17 protein-coding genes are annotated in these 16,641 nt (G+C 62.2%); 8 read left to right on the plus strand and 9 right to left on the minus strand.

Features of this window, described 5'->3' with window-relative positions:
• Positions 1-5 precede the first annotated feature (5 nt).
• On the minus strand, positions 6-824 hold the full coding sequence (locus tag DKW65_RS02745; RefSeq protein WP_111655821.1) for an inositol monophosphatase family protein: 819 nt from the start codon (positions 822-824) through the stop codon (positions 6-8).
• A gap of 146 nt (positions 825-970) precedes the next feature.
• Between DKW65_RS02745 and DKW65_RS02750 the strand changes: the two genes are divergently transcribed.
• The 5 genes from DKW65_RS02750 (at position 971) to DKW65_RS02770 (ending at position 5,659) form a co-directional block, all read left to right on the plus strand.
• A complete protein-coding gene (locus tag DKW65_RS02750; RefSeq protein ID WP_111657489.1) occupies positions 971-1,732 on the plus strand; it encodes an RNA methyltransferase in 762 nt (253 codons plus the stop codon).
• A gap of 1 nt (position 1,733) precedes the next feature.
• A complete protein-coding gene (gene cysE / locus DKW65_RS02755; RefSeq protein WP_111655822.1) occupies positions 1,734-2,549 on the plus strand; it encodes a serine O-acetyltransferase in 816 nt (271 codons plus the stop codon).
• A 55-nt stretch (positions 2,550-2,604) separates the two neighbouring features.
• Complete coding sequence (gene iscR, locus DKW65_RS02760; protein WP_111655823.1) at positions 2,605-3,087, plus strand: Fe-S cluster assembly transcriptional regulator IscR; 483 nt, start codon at positions 2,605-2,607, stop codon at positions 3,085-3,087.
• Positions 3,088-3,109: 22 nt separating this feature from the next.
• Positions 3,110-4,279, plus strand: coding sequence for an aminotransferase class V-fold PLP-dependent enzyme (locus DKW65_RS02765; protein WP_111655824.1), 1,170 nt, complete (start codon positions 3,110-3,112; stop codon positions 4,277-4,279).
• Between the two features lie 177 nt (positions 4,280-4,456).
• Positions 4,457-5,659, plus strand: coding sequence for a lactonase family protein (locus DKW65_RS02770; RefSeq protein WP_162925662.1), 1,203 nt, complete (start codon positions 4,457-4,459; stop codon positions 5,657-5,659).
• Positions 5,660-5,699: 40 nt separating this feature from the next.
• Here DKW65_RS02770 and DKW65_RS02775 read toward each other — a convergent pair whose 3' ends face one another.
• A complete protein-coding gene (locus DKW65_RS02775) occupies positions 5,700-6,596 on the minus strand; it encodes an AEC family transporter (protein WP_111655826.1) in 897 nt (298 codons plus the stop codon).
• Between the two features lie 299 nt (positions 6,597-6,895).
• Here DKW65_RS02775 and DKW65_RS02780 point away from each other — a divergent pair, with 299 nt between their 5' ends.
• Entirely contained in the window at positions 6,896-8,515 is a 1,620-nt protein-coding gene (locus DKW65_RS02780) for a hypothetical protein (RefSeq protein ID WP_111655827.1), read from the plus strand.
• 35 nt (positions 8,516-8,550) lie between these two features.
• On the opposite strand, the gene DKW65_RS02785 is transcribed toward DKW65_RS02780, so the two are convergent.
• The 7 genes from DKW65_RS02785 to sufB are packed head-to-tail and all read right to left on the minus strand — an operon-like array spanning position 8,551 to position 14,737.
• A complete protein-coding gene (locus DKW65_RS02785; protein WP_111655828.1) occupies positions 8,551-9,006 on the minus strand; it encodes a SufE family protein in 456 nt (151 codons plus the stop codon).
• Positions 9,007-9,019: 13 nt separating this feature from the next.
• Positions 9,020-9,568 carry a putative Fe-S cluster assembly protein SufT gene (sufT, locus tag DKW65_RS02790; protein WP_111655829.1) on the minus strand — a complete coding sequence of 183 codons (549 nt, stop codon included), beginning with the start codon at positions 9,566-9,568 and terminating at the stop codon, positions 9,020-9,022.
• A 5-nt stretch (positions 9,569-9,573) separates the two neighbouring features.
• Positions 9,574-9,936: a HesB/IscA family protein gene (locus tag DKW65_RS02795; protein ID WP_162925663.1), complete on the minus strand. Its 363-nt coding sequence runs from the start codon at positions 9,934-9,936 to the stop codon at positions 9,574-9,576.
• Between the two features lie 28 nt (positions 9,937-9,964).
• Positions 9,965-11,206 carry an aminotransferase class V-fold PLP-dependent enzyme gene (locus tag DKW65_RS02800; protein ID WP_281271649.1) on the minus strand — a complete coding sequence of 414 codons (1,242 nt, stop codon included), beginning with the start codon at positions 11,204-11,206 and terminating at the stop codon, positions 9,965-9,967.
• Positions 11,203-12,507, minus strand: a complete 1,305-nt coding sequence (gene sufD / locus DKW65_RS02805; protein WP_111655832.1) for a Fe-S cluster assembly protein SufD — start codon at positions 12,505-12,507, stop codon at positions 11,203-11,205. Before sufD ends, DKW65_RS02800 begins: the two co-directional genes overlap by 4 nt.
• On the minus strand, positions 12,504-13,265 hold the full coding sequence (sufC, locus tag DKW65_RS02810; RefSeq protein ID WP_111655833.1) for a Fe-S cluster assembly ATPase SufC: 762 nt from the start codon (positions 13,263-13,265) through the stop codon (positions 12,504-12,506). Before sufC ends, sufD begins: the two co-directional genes overlap by 4 nt.
• 29 nt (positions 13,266-13,294) lie before the next feature.
• A complete protein-coding gene (gene sufB, locus DKW65_RS02815) occupies positions 13,295-14,737 on the minus strand; it encodes a Fe-S cluster assembly protein SufB (RefSeq protein WP_111655834.1) in 1,443 nt (480 codons plus the stop codon).
• A 289-nt stretch (positions 14,738-15,026) separates the two neighbouring features.
• Between sufB and ndk the strand changes: the two genes are divergently transcribed.
• A complete protein-coding gene (gene ndk, locus DKW65_RS02820; protein WP_111655835.1) occupies positions 15,027-15,458 on the plus strand; it encodes a nucleoside-diphosphate kinase in 432 nt (143 codons plus the stop codon).
• A gap of 19 nt (positions 15,459-15,477) precedes the next feature.
• The gene (gene rlmN / locus DKW65_RS02825) at positions 15,478-16,638 is read left to right on the plus strand and encodes a dual-specificity RNA methyltransferase RlmN (protein WP_111655836.1); all 1,161 of its coding nucleotides are present in this window, start codon (positions 15,478-15,480) and stop codon (positions 16,636-16,638) included.
• Positions 16,639-16,641: the final 3 nt, after the last annotated feature.

The following is a 16,641-nucleotide window of genomic DNA, read 5'->3' on the forward strand; positions in this document are numbered from 1 at the left end:
GCGGCTCAGCGGCGCAGGGCGTCGGTCAGGTGGGGCTGGAGCTTCTGTAGCAGCGCCTTGAATATCTTGGGATTGCCACCGACGATATGGCCGCTTTTCAGGTGCTTGTGGCCGCCGGTGAGATCACCCACCAGGCCGCCCGCCTCGGTAATCAGGAGGCTGCCAGCGGCCATGTCCCACTCCTGCAAACCGATTTCCCAGAAGCCGTCCATGCGCCCGGCGGCGACCCAGGCCAGATCCAGTGCGGCGGAGCCGGCGCGGCGCAGGCCGGCGGTATGACTCATGATGTCCTGGAGCATCTTCATATAGGCCTCGACGTGCTGGGCCTGGTCCTTGCGGAACGGGAAGCCGGTGCCGATCAGGGCGCCGTCCAGGGTGGCGCGTGGGGCGACACGCAGGCGGCGACCGTTTACGGCCGCGCCGCGGCCGCGGCTGGCGGTAAATTCTTCTTCGCGCAGGGGGTCATAGATCACGCCATGCTCGATCTTGCCGTCGCAGGCGAGGGCAATGGACACCGCGAACTGCGGGAAACCGTGCAGGAAGTTGGTGGTGCCGTCCAGCGGGTCGATGATCCACTGCCAGCGGGCGTCTTCGCCTTGGCCGGCGATCTCACCGCTTTCTTCGGCCAGGATGCCGTAGCGGGGGTAGGCCTTCTGCAACACGTCGATGATGCGCGCTTCGGCGGCGCGGTCCACCTCGCTGACATAGTCATTGAGGCCTTTTTTCTCCACCTTCAGGTGCTGGACATCTTCAGCAGCGCGGCGGATCAACTGGCCGGCCTGGCGGGCGGCGCGCAGGGCAATATTCACGTGCGGGGCGAGCATAGGCGTTGTGCATCTTTTAAAGAACGTGGGAGGTGCGCAGTGTAACAGAAGGCACCCGGCCATGGGCAGTGGCACGCGCAACGACTAGACTATGCGGCCTTCTGACCTGAACTGACTGATGGACCCACACGATCATGCCCGACTCGCTGCTCGACAAGATTCGTATCGTCATGGTGGAGACGACCCACCCCGGCAACATCGGGGCGGCGGCCCGGGCGATGCATACCATGGGGCTCAGTGATCTGCGCCTGATTCGGCCGCAGCAGTTTCCCCACGTGGAGGCCACGGCACGAGCCAGTGGCGCCGGCCATATTCTGGCCGGGGCGCAGGTCTGCCAGGACCTGGACGAGGCGTTGGCGGGCGCGACCCTGGTGGTGGGCACCAGCGCCCGGCAGCGGCGTATTCCCTGGCCGTGCCTGTCACCGCGCCCGTTTGCCGAACTGGTGGCGGCGCGGGCCGATGTGGAGCAGGTGGCGATCCTGTTCGGTCGCGAAGATCGGGGGCTGACCAACGAGGAGTTGCAGCGCTGCCACTACCATGTGGCGATTCCGGCCAACCCTGACTATGGTGTGTTGAATGTGGCCTCGGCGGTGCAGCTGTTGTGCTATGAACTGCGCTTGGCCCTGGAGGGGGATCCGGACACCGACCAGCCGGTGCGGCGGGCGCGTCGCCATCAACTGGAGCTGCCGCCGCTGGACTGGGATGCGCCGCCGGCGGACAGCGCCGAGCTGGAGCATTTTTTCGGGCACCTGGAGCGCATGATCATTGAAAGCGGCTTCCTGGACCCTGATAACCCGGCTCAGGTCATGACGCGATTGCGGCGGCTGTTCCTGCGTGCGCGGCCGGACAAGATGGAAATCAGCACCCTGCGTGGTGTGCTGGTGAGCCTGGAAAAGAAGCGAGATTGATATGTTCGACAGCATACGGGAAGACATCCGCTCGGTGTTCGATCGTGATCCGGCGGCCCGCAACAGCCTGGAGGTGCTGCTCACCTATCCCGGCCTGCATGCACTGCTGCTGCACCGGCTGGCGCACTGGTGCTGGCGTCGCGGCATGAAGCTGTTGGCACGACTGATATCGACCTTCAGCCGATGGGCCACGGGTATCGAGATTCATCCGGGGGCGCGTATCGGCCGGCGGTTCTTCATCGATCACGGCATGGGCGTGGTCATTGGTGAGACGGCAGAGGTGGGCGATGACGTGACGCTCTATCACAGTGTGACCCTGGGCGGCACCAGCTGGAACAAGGGCAAGCGCCACCCGACGCTGGAGGATGGCGTGGTGGTGGGTGCTGGCGCCAAGGTGCTGGGGCCGATCCGTGTCGGCAAGGGCGCTCGCATCGGCTCCAACTCGGTGGTGACCAAGGAGGTGCCTGCCGGGGCCACGGTCGTGGGTATTCCGGGCCGGGTGATTGCCAAGGCGAACACGGAAGAGGAGAAAAACCGGGAAGAAATGGCGCGCAAGATCGGCTTCGAGGCCTACGGCGTGACCAACGACATGCCCGACCCGGTGGCGCAGGCGATCCGCAGCCTGCTGGATCACATGCACGCTGTGGATACCAAGATCGACCGTATGTGCAGTGCGCTGCGCGAGCAGGGCATCCGGGGTTGCGACGAGAAGCTGCCAGAGCTGAACGATGCCGATTTCGACGCGGTGGATGGTGCGGATGCGGGGCCGGACATGGCGCACCCGCCGCGCCGGGACGGCACAGACAGTAATACTTGACCAAAATACTCGGGATTAGTAACCTCCCAAGGCTTGAGGTGATTGAGGTGCGGTGATGCGACTCACTACCAAGGGCCGTTATGCGGTCACGGCGATGCTGGATCTGGCACTGCATGCCCGTAGCGGGCCGGTTTCCCTGGCGGATATTTCAGAGCGCCAGGGCATTTCCATTTCCTATCTGGAGCAGCTGTTTGCCAAGCTGCGGCGGCGCAAACTGGTGTCCAGTGTGCGCGGGCCGGGTGGTGGCTATCAGTTGAGCGCCGAAAGCGCCTCCATCAGTGTGGCCAGTGTGATCGACGCGGTGGACGAGTCCGTGGACGCCACCCGTTGCGCGGGTCTGGGGGATTGTCAGGACGGCGAGACCTGCCTGACCCACTACCTGTGGTGTGATCTGTCCGATCAGCTGCACAGCTTCCTCAACGGCATTTCACTGGGGGACCTGGTGGACCGCGCCGATGTGCGCCAGGTGGCGGAGCGTCAGAAACGCCGCCAACGCCAGCATGAGCAGGAACGCGTGCCGCTTAGCGTTATTAACTGAACAAGCCATTGCTGAAGCCCGCATGAAACCTGTCTATCTGGATTATGCCGCCACCACCCCGGTGGACCCGGCCGTGATTGAAGTCATGGCCGGTTGCCTGGGTCAGGATGGTCTGTTCGCCAATCCAGCGTCCCGTTCCCATCTGTACGGCTGGCAGGCCGAGGACGCGGTCGAGAGGGCGCGCCGCCAGGTGGCTGATCTGATTCACGCTGACCCCCGCGAAATCGTCTGGACCAGTGGCGCCACCGAAGCCAACAACCTGGCCTTGAAAGGTGCGATGCAGGCACGCAGCAAACTGGGGCGGCATATCGTGTCGGTGGCCACCGAGCACAAGGCGGTGCTGGACACCCTCGCCTGGCTGGCGCGTCAGGGGTTCGAGGTGACCTTGCTCACGCCGTCGGCCGATGGACGGCTGGAACCTGCTGCATTGCGGGGTGCCCTGCGGGAGGACACCACGCTGGTGTCGTTCATGCATGCCAACAATGAAACCGGGGTGATCCATGATATCGCCGCCCTCGGCCAGATCTGCCGCGAGGCCAGTGCGGCGCGGGCGCGGGGTGAGGGCATCCTGGTGCATGTGGATGCCGCCCAGACCCTGGGCAAACTGCCGATAGATCTGTCGCAGCTGCCCGTCGACCTGATGTCCTTCTCCGCTCATAAACTGTATGGCCCCAAAGGTGTTGGCGCGCTCTATGTGCGCCGCGCGCCGGGCGTGGTGCTGGAAGCCCAGATACACGGCGGCGGGCACGAACGCGGCATGCGCTCCGGCACCCTGGCCACGCATCAGTTGGCGGGATTTGGCGCTGCCTGCGCCGTTGCCAGCGAGAAGATGGACAGCGACAACATCCGTATTCGTGCGTTGCGTGATCGACTTTGGGAGGGCCTGCAGGCGTTGGGCGGCGTGCACCTTAACGGCCATCCCGAGGCCCGGCTGCCGGGTCACCTCAACGTGGCGTTCGAAGGGCTGGATGGCGAGTTGCTGTTGACGGCCCTGTCCGAGATTGCCGTGTCGACCGGATCGGCCTGCACCTCGGCCTCCCTCGAGCCGTCTTATGTCCTCAAGGCCATGGGCGTCAGCGATGCCCTGGCCCACGCCTCGCTGCGTTTCTCCGTGGGGCGCTATACCTCCGAGGCGCAGATCAGCAGCGCCCTTGCCCACCTCACAGAAACCCTCGCCAGATTGCGGGGCTGATGTCCCTCTGGCCTTCACGACCGCCGGGCGCTTTCACCTTGACGGCCATGCCGGGAGAGGAAAATGATAGCGCTGTCACGTCCGTGACGGCGATGACGGCTGCGGGGCCGTGCTCTTCCGCAGGGTTTGGCAGCCTGTCAATGCAAATAACCTGATCAAACTTTCTGGGGTGGGGAAATGTCTATCGTAAAGCGGCCCAACGTGGCTGCCCTTCTTGTAGTGTTCATCAGTTTATCCCTGAGCGCCTGCGGCGGCTCTTCTTCGGCGAAGTCATCTGACCTCATCATTGCTGACGGGGCGACCTTGCGGGCATTGACGATCGAGGGGAGTGGTGAGAATACCACGCTTTCCCAGGTGCGTTCAGCGTCGGTGCCGGGTAATGATGGTTTTCCTGTGTCAGGTTTTCTTCCCGAGCACACGATCTTTGCAATGATTCCGCATCCCTCCAGGCCGTGGGTCTATGTCACATCGTTCAACGATTGTGGTGTGGCGGAACTGGGCTGCTGGGGCAACGCTCGCGTTGACTTGTTTGAAATCCAGCCGAAGCGCCTGCGTCATATCTCGCGGGTATTCACCTTTGACGAGTCGCAGCTGGACATCAGCTGTGCGCAGAATGATGTAGGGATCGAAGGGCAGCACGGCGCCTGTGCCATTGTCAGTGGTGTGATATCCCCGGACGGCTCCCGCCTTTACCTGCAGGATGATGACTTTGATCTGCTCATGATATTTGCCATTAATCCCCTCACCGGTGCGCTGACTTTCCTTTCCGAGGGGGACCAGAGTGACGTGCGGCTGCATGGTCTGGCAATGCATCCGCAGGCGGCGCTGGTGTACAACGGCAGCAACGTTCTTGATGTCAGCGACGACATTATCAGCTTTGAATTCAATGGTGCAGGTGGAAACGGGACCCAGGTGCTTGCCGGTGGTGAAGGCGCATCGGACCTGCTGCTGACGACGGAAGAAAACCGCCACGTTCGAATCTTCCATCTGGATGAGCCATTGGCGCCGGTGCTGGTGGATGGTTATGACGCAGGACAGCGAGGTGCGCGGGATGTTGCTATCAACAATGCACGGAACAGGCTGGTTGTAGTAGGTCGTAACCGTGTGACGACCCTGTCTTTTGACGGTAACGATATCACTGAGCTTGATGTATTCGATATGCAGGACCCGGATGGGCGTGATATCGAGTATCGCTCGGTTGTGCTGACCCGTCAGGGCGAGCAGCTGCAGGCCGCTGTGTCATGGTTTGTGAACGACGACAGCAATGATAGCGGCTTCTCCGGTGGTGTATCGCTGTTCGATGTGGATGCAGATGGCGTGATCACGCCAGCGGCAACGCGCCTGACGAGCCGTGCATCACGTACGTTGATGCGTCCGTGATACTCGACAGCAGCCCCTTGGTCACAAGGGGCTGCTGTGCTCAGGGCAATACATGATTGAACAGCGGCACGGTAATCAGTGACAGCACAATACCGATGCCGACAATGCGGCTGGCCAGTCCCGGCGCCAGCCCGTGCTGCTGGGCCAGGATGCCCGCGGTGATCATGGGGGCCATGGCACCCTGCAGTACAGCGATGGACAGCGCATCCCCGGTCACATTCAGACTTGTCGCCAGACCCCAGATCAGCAACGGGGCCAACAGCAGCTTCCAGCCCAGCCCCCAGGCCATGGGCTCGGCCTCATTGCCCGGCATGGTCAGTTTCAGCTGCATGCCCACCGAAAATAACGCCAAAGGCGTCAGTGTGGAGCCCAGGCGTGCAGCGACCTCAGCCAGGGGGGCCGGCAAGCCGCCCAGGCCGCGTAGTGCAAAAGCCGCCATCAGGGCGATAAAGGCCGGAAACAGCAGCACGCGTTTGGCCAGTTGCCGGGGAGCAATATGCTGGCCCGCATACAGCGCGGCGACCATCACGCCCAGCGAGGACAACACCAGAAACGAGCCGAGCTGATCGGCGATCACGGCGGTGCCCAGACTGTCTGTGCCGCGCAGGGCTTCCACTAGCGGGTAGCCGACAAAGGCGGTGTTGCCCAGGCCGCAGGTCAGCACCAGCGCGCCGATCTGGCCGCGCGTCCAGCCGCGCCAGCGGCCCACCAGCGCGATCAGCGCCCAGGCGCCGAGGAAGACCCCCCACATGGCGGCTGCCGGGAACAGCATGCTCGGTGACCAGGCCAGACGGGTGATCTGGTCCAGCACCAGTGCGGGCAGGGCGATATACAGCATCCACCAGTTGAGCGACAGCGACAGCCCTTCGGGATGCCTGAGCCGTGCGACGACAACGCCGGCGCCCAGGCAGATCAGAACCAGCCAGAGTGCGCTCATGCGTGGTCACGCAGAGGTGGGTGCCAGGTGTTGCGATGCGGGCCGGGCATGAAAGAGATTCCTTGCGGTGTCAATAAACGGGTAATGGCAAAACGCCATTATAGAGCGTCATGGCCGCCGTTAGAAATGGACTTTGGTCGCCAATGCGGGCGGCCTGAATATGATATCAGGCTGATATCACTTTTATTTTTTTGTTGAAAGAAAAAATATCCTCTGACACTGTCGGCATATTCCGGAAATGTGAAGCCGGAATAATACCTTTCAAAAAATGGATAATAATCATGACATGGGGGTCTCCAATGCCTGTTACCTTTTCGCGTCTCCGCGACGCTGCCTTGTGTGTTGCCGCTGCTCTGGCGCTGGCAGCCTGCACGGACGGCGCCGATAGCGACAAGCAAACCGTCTCTGAAAAACAGCCGCTGGCGCAACAGGCCAGCCTGTCGTTGCCGCCAGGTTCATGGCAGCTTTCCTGTAACAATGCCTCCCTCAGTAATGACGTGCTGACAGCGTCCTGCAAGACGCTTTCGGGCAACACGACCCAGGCATCCCTGTACGGTGTCAGCAACTGTCTTGGTCGTATTGTTCAGGGTGGTGATATCGGCAATATCGATGGCAGTCTGATCTGCATTCCTGATCTGCCGCGCGTCGATGCCTCGTTTGTGTTTCCTCAATCCGAGCGCACCATCAACAACTGGGTCTATGGCGGTGATGATGAGGCCATGTATCGGCATGGCTGGGGTATCTGGGCCGGGCTGACGCAGCAAGCCGGTGTGGTGGACGGTCAGCCGGTGCGCGCGTTCCAGACCTGGGCGACGCCCTCCAACATGAAGTACCGGATGAAGAACGAAACGGCGCCGCCGCAGCGCCATCTGGATCTGGAGCCTGCTCGCCAGTTCCGCAACAAGGCGCATCTGGCGAGCCAGGCGCAAGCACAGGGGGATGGCGACACGCATATTGCGGTATCCGTGGCCTATAACCCGCCAGCGGCCAATCATGCGATTCGCAATCGCCTGTTCCTGCAAAGCACGCTGGAGACTTTTCTCAAGGAAGGCTATGAGGAAATTCCCAACTTCCCCAGTAACGCCATTACCATCAAGCCGGTGTACAAGGTGATCAATGCCAGCAACACGCAAGATGGCATTTACACTATGCCGGGCTGGCCTGGCACACCCTCGCCGGCCAGAACTTTCGGCGAAGACACCTGGAATGCCTGCGTCTACATTGACGTCAACGGCAGCGGCAGCGGTGGCAGCGAGATAGATCAGGGCTGCTCGGGCCGTAACGCCAGCAACACCTTCTACCTGAGCAATTTCATCCATCATCCGGTCACGGCGGCCGATGCGGAATATCTGGCGGCACAGTTGAGCGTCAAGGTCAGCGAAGGGGATTACGTCATTCTGGTCGGCATGCACGTCGGCACGCGTGAGGTGAAGCGCTGGGCCTGGCAGACCTTCTGGTGGTCGGCCAATGCGGATCAGCCTGAGTTGCCCAGCAGTGAAAGGATCGCCAGCTTGCGGCCTGCAGTGCTGGATGAGGCGGCCCGTCACTATGCGATGAGCGTGGGTTATGCCATGGTCTCACCGGCACAGCCGATCATCGGCGGCAAGAATGAAGGTGAGCCGGTGATCTCCTATAACCCGCACCTGGAAGCCGGTTTCGATCCGGGTGTGTTCCAGATCAAGCGTCCGATCAACGGTGATCAGTTGATGGAGTATGGCGTGCAGACCAACTGCATGACGTGCCATGGGCTGGCGTTCTACGACCCGAAGGTGGATTACAGCGCGGATGGCGGTGCGAATCGGGAAAAGCCCTATGCCGCGGATTTCTACATGTCGCTGGACGACGCTGTGTTTGAAGGCAAGCTGAAACTGGATTTCGCCTGGTCCATTCTCGGTGTGCTGGAGCTGGACGCCGAGTAACGGAAACGCGACCTGACCGATCAGCCCGCGCCGTGTTACAGGCGGCGGCGGGCTTCTTCCTGAATGCGACTGACCATGGCGCGGACGCCGTTACCGCGTGTGGGGCTCAGATGCTTGAGCAGATCAATCGCGGTGAAGTAGGTGTTCATGTCGTAGTCGACAATCTGCTGCGGGGTCTTGTGGTTCAGGGCGGCCAGTACAATGGCGGCCAGCCCGCGCACGATCAGGGCGTCGCTGTCTACCGCCATATGCATGCGGTTCTCGCTGCTGTCGTGCTGGATTTCCAGCCATACCTGACTCTGGCAACCGCGAATGAAACGGTCATCCGTTTTCAGGGCATCAGGCAGGGGGGGCAACTGTTTGCCCAGATCGATGATGTAGCCGTAGCGCTCTTCCCAATCGTCAAAGAACGACAGGTTGTCCACCACGTCTTCGGCGGTGATGTCCTGGCCCAGTGCCAGCTGTTCCAGCGGTTGCAACGACTCATTCATCAAGGCTTACTCGTCAGAAGATACCCAGTTCGACCTGGGCCTCCTCGCTGATCATGTCGCGGCTCCAGGGCGGATCGAATACCAGCGCGACTTCTACTGCGTCCACATTCGGAACGCGCGCAAGACGATATTCCACGTCACTGACCAGTACCGGCCCCATGCCGCAGGTCGGGGCGGTGAGGGTCATGCGCACCTGCACGATGTTCTTGCCATCGCGCTGGATGACGTCCACACCATATACCAGACCCAGTGACTGGATGCTGACCGGGATTTCCGGATCGAAAATGGTATCGAGGGTGCGCTCCACATCGCTCATGCGCACACTGCCGTCGGTCTCGGCAGGTTCGAAGGTCAGTTCAAGGGGCTGTTGGCCGATGGCGTCGGCGTCGGTGCCGTCAATGCGCAGCATGTTGCCGTTCCAGGTGACGGTAAAGGTGCCACCCAGTGCCTGGCGCAGATTGACGAAACTGTTTTTCGGTATGGTCACCGGCGTGCCGGCGGGCACGCGGCGAGCCGCTACGTCGCGGTTGACGACGACGGTGCGCTGTTCCTGTTGGCTCATGGCGATCAGACGCTCACAGAGAAGCTTTCACCGCAGCCGCACTCGCCTTCGGCGTTCGGGTTGCGGAACTTGAAAAAGCGGTTCACGCCTTCGGTGACGTAGTCGATTTCGGTGCCGTTGACCAGTGGCAGACTCTTGTCGTCCACATAGACGCGCACGTCATCGGTGATGGTCACCTCATGATCGCCCGGCGCAGGGGCATGCACATACTCCAGCACATATTTGTAGCCGGAGCACCCGGACGGTTTGACACCCAGGCGCAGCCCGCGCGCTTTTTCGCGCAGCAGTTCACGACGGGCCTGCTGTTCGGCGCTGCTCGTCATGGCGATTCGGGGCGATCCGGGTACATAGGTCTGTACGGAAGTCATAGCCTGCTCTCTGTCACGCCTGCCTGGTTCATAGGAAGCGCCGGACTTTTTCCAGCGCCGCGAAAAGCTGATCTACCTCTGCGCGGGTGTTGTAGGGCGCAAAGGCCGCTCGCACCGTGCCGGGGATGCCCAGAGCGTTCATCAGCGGCATGGTGCAGTGGTGGCCGGTGCGCACGGCAACGCCCTGCTGGTCGAGCAGCGTGCCGACGTCATTCGGATGGCTGCCCTCCAGAAGAAAGGATAACACTGCTATCTTGGTCGGGGCGTCCCCGATGATTTTCAAGCCCGGAAAGGCGCGCGCCTGCTCGGTCGCATAGTGCAGCAGGTCCGCCTCGTGGGCCGCCATGGCAGCGCGGTCCTGCTGGTTGAGCCAGTCAATGGCCGCACCAAAGGCGATTACGCCACCAATATGCGGTGTGCCGGCCTCGAACTTGTAGGGCAACTGGTTCCAGGTGCTGGCCTCGAAGGTCACCGTCTCGATCATCTCGCCGCCGGTCTGCCACGGCGGCATGGCTTCCAGCAGGGCCTTGCGGCCGTAGAGCACGCCGACCCCGGTGGGGCCGAACAGCTTGTGTGCAGAGAAGGCATAAAAGTCACAGTCCAGCGCCTGCACATCTACCGGGAAATGCGATATCGCCTGCGCGCCGTCGAGCAGCACTTTTGCCCCCACCGCACGGGCCCGGGCAATCAGTGCCGCCACCGGATTGATGACGCCCAGCGCATTGGAGACCTGCACCAGCGCCAGTATGCGGGTGCGCTCGGTAATGATGTCCTCGAGACGGGACAGGTCGAGCTCACCGTTGTGCGAAGGATGCAGGGGAATGACTTTCAGCGTGGCGCCGGTGCGTGCACACACTTGCTGCCAGGGCACGATATTGGCGTGATGCTCCAGACTGGAGATAACCACCTCATCGCCTGGCTTGAGCGTGTCGCCACCATAGCTGTGCGCCACAAGATTGATAGCTTCCGTGGTGCCACGGGTCCAGATGACTTCCTCGCGGCTGGCATTGATCAGTGACGCGACTTTCTCACGCGCGTCCTCGAAAGCGGCCGTGGCGCGCTCCGCCAGGCAGTGCGCGCCACGATGCACGTTGCTGTTGTCGTGCTCATAGTAGGCGGCCAGCGCGTCGATGACGGCGCGCGGCTTCTGCGTGGTCGCAGCGTTGTCCAGATACACCAGCGGCTTGCCATACGGCCGCTCGGCCAGGATCGGGAACTCGGCGCGCAGGGTGGCCAGATCCAGAGTGCCTGTCATCCGAGTGCCTGTCATGGCTTCTCCGTGACCGTCAGCGCGCCTTCCAGCCAGGGGCGGGCCCACTCGGCCACGGCGGCGTCAGGCAGGGCGCTGAGCAATTCGTTGACAAAGCCGAAGGCCAGCATGCGTTTCGCTTCGTCACCAGGTATGCCGCGAGAGCGCAGATAGAACAGCGCCTGGGCATCCAGTTGCCCGCAGGTGGAGCCATGGCTGCACTTGACGTCGTCGTTGTAAATTTCCAGTTCCGGCTTGGTGTTGATTTCGGCGCCGTCGGTCAATAGCAGGTTCTTGTTGCTCAACTCGGCACGGGTGCCGCGCGCACCTTCGAAGATATGGATGCGGCCGTTGAAGACCAGCTTCGCCTGGTCGCCTGCCATCCCCTTGAACACCTGCTCGCTGCTGGCGTGGGGAGTACGGTGTTCGACGCAGATCTGGTTGTCGGTATGGGTCTTGCCCTGGCCGACAAAGATGCCATTCAGACCGACATGGGCGCCGCTGCCATCCAGCAGCACACGCACGTCATTGCGGCGCAATGCGCTGCCCTGCATCAGCTGGAAACTGTGGGCGCGGCTGTCGCGCCCCGGATTGATGACCAGCGTGCCGATATGCAGTGCCTCGGGGGCTTCAGCCTGCAGACGGTAATGCACCAGATCACCGCCGATACCGCTGAACAGCTCGGTGACGGCATTGGTAAGCACGGCGCCAGTACCGATATAGCGCTCGATCAGGGTGGCGCGACTGCCAGCGCCGACATGCAGGCGCAACCGGGGATGGCATACCGAGGGCGTATCGCCGCAGCTGACCAGCAGCACTTCGATGGGGGCATCCAGGGTAACGCCGTCGGGCACCGTGAGTACCAGGCCATCTTCCAGTGCGGCGCTGTTGAGCCAGGCAAAGGGTGTGCGCAGGCTGTCGTCGATGACGGTCAGAGGGGCATTTTCGCTGCCGTCCAGGCGGGTCAGGCGAAGGCCTTCCGCTGGCGGGTTGGACAGCCCGGGCTGGTAGCGCCCGTTTATCAGCACCAGACGATGGGGCGCCAGCGGCGCCGGCAGGTCAAACGGCAGATCCTTTTCGCTGGCCGCCGCTGCGCTGTGGGCCAGATGGCCGTTGTCCAGGGCGGTCAGACGCGTGTACTTCCACTGCTCGGTGCGCTTGTCCGGGAACACGTTATCGGCAAGCTGCTTGCGCGCCTGCTCGCGCCATGCCGCCAGCGCGTCGTCGCGCGCTGCCGCGTTGGCCAGCGCAATGGCCTGGGCTGCCAGGGTAACGGCGAGCGGTTCAGCGAGGGGCGCGGAGCGGGTTGCGGAAGCGCTCATGCGGTGGCGTCCTCCTGCTCTCCGGTGATCCAGCCGTAGCCTTTCTTTTCCAGCTCCAGCGCCAGCTCCTTGCCGCCGGATTTGACGATGCGGCCACCGGCCAGCACATGCACATGATCCGGCACGATATAGTCCAGCAGGCGCTGATAGTGGGTCACCAGCACGATGGCGCGTTCCGGACTGCGCAGGGAATTGACGCCGCGCGCCACCACCTGCAGGGCGTCGATATCCAGGCCGGAGTCGGTTTCGTCCAGCAGGGCGAGCTTGGGCTCCAGCAGCAGCATCTGCATGATTTCGTTGCGCTTCTTTTCGCCGCCGGAGAAGCCCTCGTTGACACCCCGCTTGAGGAATTGCGGGTCCAGATCCACCTGCTTGCTGACCTCGCGGGCTTTCTTCAACAGGGTCACGGCATCCCAGGGCTCCTTGCCCTGTGCCTTGCGGGTGGCCTCCAGCGAGGCCTTGAGGAATTCGAGGTTGCTGACGCCGGGAATTTCCACCGGGTACTGGAACGCCAGAAACAGGCCGGCATGGGCGCGCGCTTCCGGGTCCAGCTCGCTGATGTCGCGGCCGTCGACCAGCGCCTGGCCGCCGGTGATTTCATAGCCGTCACGGCCAGCCAGGACATTGGTCAGGGTGCTCTTGCCGGAGCCGTTGGGGCCCATGATGGCATGCACTTCGCCAGCCTTGACCGTCAGGTTGAGGCCCTTGAGGATGTCTTTGCCCGCCACACTGGCGTGCAGGTCCTTGATTTCCAGCATCAATATCTACGCCTTTCGGTTGGTAGGGGTTACCCGACAGCCCCTTCGAGACTGACTTCCAGCAGCTTGCCGGCTTCCACCGCAAACTCCATGGGCAATTCCTTGAACACTTCCTTGCAGAAGCCGTTGACGATCATCGATACCGCCTTCTCCGGGTCGATGCCCCGGTTGCGGCAGAGGAACAGCTGATCGTCGGACACCTTGGAGGTGGTGGCCTCGTGCTCGATGGTCGCCGAGCGGTTGCGGCTCTCTATATAAGGAAACGTGTGGGCGCCGCAGGCGTCGCCCAGCAGCAGGGAGTCACACTGGGTGAAGTTGCGGGCGTTTTCCGCGCGCGGGCTGATGCGCACCAGGCCACGGTAGCTGTTGCTGCTGCGACCGGCGGAAATGCCCTTGGAGATGATGGTGCTCTTCGTGTTCTTGCCCAGGTGGATCATCTTGGTGCCGGTGTCCGCCTGCTGCATGTGGCGGGTCAGGGCCACGGAATAGAATTCGCCGATGCTGTTGTCGCCGCGCAGGATCACGCTGGGGTACTTCCAGGTGATCGCGGAACCGGTCTCCACCTGGGTCCAGGAGATCTTGCTGTTCTCGTGGGCCACGCCGCGCTTGGTGACGAAGTTGTAGATGCCGCCCTTGCCGTTCTCGTCGCCGGGGTACCAGTTCTGCACCGTGGAGTACTTGATCTGGGCACCGGGCAGGGCCACCAGCTCGACCACCGCAGCATGCAGCTGGTTCTCGTCGCGCATCGGCGCCGTGCAGCCTTCCAGGTAGCTGACGTAGCTGCCTTCGTCGGCGACGATCAGGGTGCGCTCGAACTGGCCGGTCTTGGCTTCGTTGATACGGAAGTAGGTGGACAGCTCCATCGGGCAGCGCACGCCCTTGGGGATATAGACAAAAGAACCGTCGGAGAACACCGCCGAGTTGAGGGCGGCATAGAAGTTGTCGCCCTGGGGCACGACGCTGCCCAGATACTGCTTGATCAGCTCCGGGTACTCATGCACCGCCTCGGAGATGGAGCAGAAAATGACCCCGGCCTCCATCAGCTTGGCCCGGAAGGTGGTGCCCACGGATACCGAGTCGAATACGGCATCGACTGCCACGCCGGCGAGCATTTCCTGCTCGTGCAGGGGAATGCCCAGCTTCTCGTAGGTGCGCAGCAGCTCCGGGTCGACCTCGTCCAGGCTCTTGGGACGGTCTTCCATGCTCTTGGGGGCGGAATAGTAGGAGACCTCGTCGAAGTCCAGCGGCGGATGCTTCAGGTGTGCCCAGGTAGGCAGCGGCATGTTCAGCCACTTTTGGTAGGCCTGCAGGCGCCACTCCAGCAGCCATGCCGGCTCGCCTTTCTTGCCGGAGATGAAACGGATCACGTCCTCGCTCAACCCCGGGGGCAGCGTGTCCGATTCGATCGCGGAGACAAAACCTGCCGCGTAGTCGCTGCGGATCAGCTTGTCGAGTTCGGCTTGGCTCGTCATAGGCGTGACCTTTGCTGATGACCTGTGCTGGGGCGGCGGCGTGTGCCACCATGAATACCAGAGTAAAACGGTCGGGTATTATATGCCATCGCCGGAACGATTGAAAATCCCGATGGTCTCCACTGGGGTGGGGGTGGCGTGCTCCATGCTGGCTCCATGTGAGCGCCCGCTAACACCCTGTCGGGCGGCCCCGGTGGCGGCGCGGGCGAACGGTATCATATTTCGCCCCGCATGCGTATAATCCTGCGCCTCACGAACCACCCCGAAATCATGTGGAGTTAAGAGTCCGATGGCTGTTGAGCGTACCCTTTCCATCATCAAACCCGATGCCGTGGCCAAGAATGTGATTGGTCAGATCGAGTCCCGCTTCGAGAACGCCGGCCTGCGTCTGGTTGCCCTGAAAATGGTGCAACTGAGCCAGGAGCAGGCGGAAGGCTTCTACGCCGAGCACAAGGAGCGTCCCTTCTTTGGCGACCTGGTGGCCTTCATGACCAGTGGTCCGGTGGTGGTGCAGGTACTGGAAGGTGAAGACGCGATCAGCAAGAATCGTGAACTGATGGGCGCCACCAACCCGAAAGAAGCGGCGGCAGGCACTATTCGTGCCGACTTCGCTGTGAGCATTGACGAGAATGCCGTGCACGGTTCCGACTCGGCCGCTTCCGCCGAGCGCGAGATCGGCTATTTCTTCAAGCCGGAAGAAATCTGCGCGCGCATTCGCTGAGCAGACAGGGGTTTCCCTCATGAGCACTGAACAGAAGGTCAATCTGCTGGGTTATTCCTGGCCGGAAATGGAGGCGTTCTGCCTCGATATCGGCGAGAAGAAGTTCCGTGCCCAGCAGCTTCTGAAGTGGATTCATCACCACCAGGTCGATGATTTCGAGCAGATGACCGATCTGGGCAAGGCGTTGCGTGCGAAGCTGGCGGCCATCGCCGAGATTCGCGCGCCGGAAGTGCTCCATGAGGGGATTTCCCGTGACGGGACCCGCAAATGGGTGTTCAAGGTGGACGGCGGCGGTGCGGTGGAAACCGTGTTTATCCCCGACGGTCGCCGCGGCACCCTGTGTGTCTCGTCCCAGGTCGGCTGCGCCGTGGATTGCAGTTTCTGCTCCACCGGCAAGCAGGGCTTCCAGCGCGACCTGTCCAGTGCCGAGATCATCGGTCAGGTGTGGCTGGCCAGCCGCACCTTTGGCCCGCGCCGCAACCTGGGTGAGCACCCGGTCACCAATGTGGTGATGATGGGCATGGGCGAGCCGCTGCTGAACTATGACAATGTGGTGCGCGCCATGCGCATCATGAAGGACGATCTGGGATACGGCATCTCCAAGCGCCGTATTACCCTGTCCACCTCCGGCGTGGTGCCGATGATCGACCAGCTCGGCCAGGATATGGACGTGTCGCTGGCGATCTCGCTGCATGCACCCAATGATGAATTGCGTAACGTACTGGTGCCGCTGAACCGCAAGTACCCGCTGGACAAGCTGCTGGACGCCTGCCAGCGCTACAGCGAGGGCATCGAGCACCGGCACAAGTCGATCACCATGGAATACGTGATGCTCAAGGGGGTCAACGACCAGCCCGAGCATGCCCGGCAGCTGGTGAAGCTGCTGCGCAACCGTTTCCCGGTCAAGATCAACCTGATTCCGTTCAACCCGTTTCCGCATTCAGGGTATGAGCGCCCGGCCAAGCCGGACGTGCTGGCTTTCCATAAGTACCTGAATGACAATGGCCTGATGACGACCATTCGCACCACGCGCGGCGATGATATCGATGCCGCCTGCGGGCAGCTGGTCGGTGAGGTCATGGACCGTACGCGGCGCAGCGAGCGTTGGCAGCAGACGGTCTTTCTGCGCAGCCATCCACAAGGGCATGCACAAAGCGACGAGGCGACCCCGGCGCAATGATAA

The sequence above is a fragment of the Isoalcanivorax indicus genome (assembly GCF_003259185.1).
Lineage (GTDB): Bacteria > Pseudomonadota > Gammaproteobacteria > Pseudomonadales > Alcanivoracaceae > Isoalcanivorax > Isoalcanivorax indicus.

Excerpts from the sequence above, each read along its gene's own strand:
- DKW65_RS02765 (WP_111655824.1), top strand. The coding sequence starts at position 3,110 with ATGAAACCTGTCTATCTGGATTATGCCGCCACCACCCCGGTGGACCCG.
- sufC (WP_111655833.1), bottom strand. The coding sequence starts at position 13,265 with ATGCTGGAAATCAAGGACCTGCACGCCAGTGTGGCGGGCAAAGACATC.
- cysE (WP_111655822.1), top strand. The coding sequence starts at position 1,734 with ATGTTCGACAGCATACGGGAAGACATCCGCTCGGTGTTCGATCGTGAT.
- ndk (WP_111655835.1), top strand. The coding sequence starts at position 15,027 with ATGGCTGTTGAGCGTACCCTTTCCATCATCAAACCCGATGCCGTGGCC.
- sufB (WP_111655834.1), bottom strand. The coding sequence starts at position 14,737 with ATGACGAGCCAAGCCGAACTCGACAAGCTGATCCGCAGCGACTACGCG.
- DKW65_RS02775 (WP_111655826.1), bottom strand. The coding sequence starts at position 6,596 with ATGAGCGCACTCTGGCTGGTTCTGATCTGCCTGGGCGCCGGCGTTGTC.
- iscR (WP_111655823.1), top strand. The coding sequence starts at position 2,605 with ATGCGACTCACTACCAAGGGCCGTTATGCGGTCACGGCGATGCTGGAT.
- sufT (WP_111655829.1), bottom strand. The coding sequence starts at position 9,568 with ATGAGCCAACAGGAACAGCGCACCGTCGTCGTCAACCGCGACGTAGCG.
- DKW65_RS02800 (WP_281271649.1), bottom strand. The coding sequence starts at position 11,206 with ATGACAGGCACTCGGATGACAGGCACTCTGGATCTGGCCACCCTGCGC.
- DKW65_RS02785 (WP_111655828.1), bottom strand. The coding sequence starts at position 9,006 with ATGAATGAGTCGTTGCAACCGCTGGAACAGCTGGCACTGGGCCAGGAC.
- DKW65_RS02770 (WP_162925662.1), top strand. The coding sequence starts at position 4,457 with ATGTCTATCGTAAAGCGGCCCAACGTGGCTGCCCTTCTTGTAGTGTTC.
- DKW65_RS02745 (WP_111655821.1), bottom strand. The coding sequence starts at position 824 with ATGCTCGCCCCGCACGTGAATATTGCCCTGCGCGCCGCCCGCCAGGCC.
- rlmN (WP_111655836.1), top strand. The coding sequence starts at position 15,478 with ATGAGCACTGAACAGAAGGTCAATCTGCTGGGTTATTCCTGGCCGGAA.
- sufD (WP_111655832.1), bottom strand. The coding sequence starts at position 12,507 with ATGAGCGCTTCCGCAACCCGCTCCGCGCCCCTCGCTGAACCGCTCGCC.
- DKW65_RS02795 (WP_162925663.1), bottom strand. The coding sequence starts at position 9,936 with ATGACTTCCGTACAGACCTATGTACCCGGATCGCCCCGAATCGCCATG.
- DKW65_RS02780 (WP_111655827.1), top strand. The coding sequence starts at position 6,896 with ATGCCTGTTACCTTTTCGCGTCTCCGCGACGCTGCCTTGTGTGTTGCC.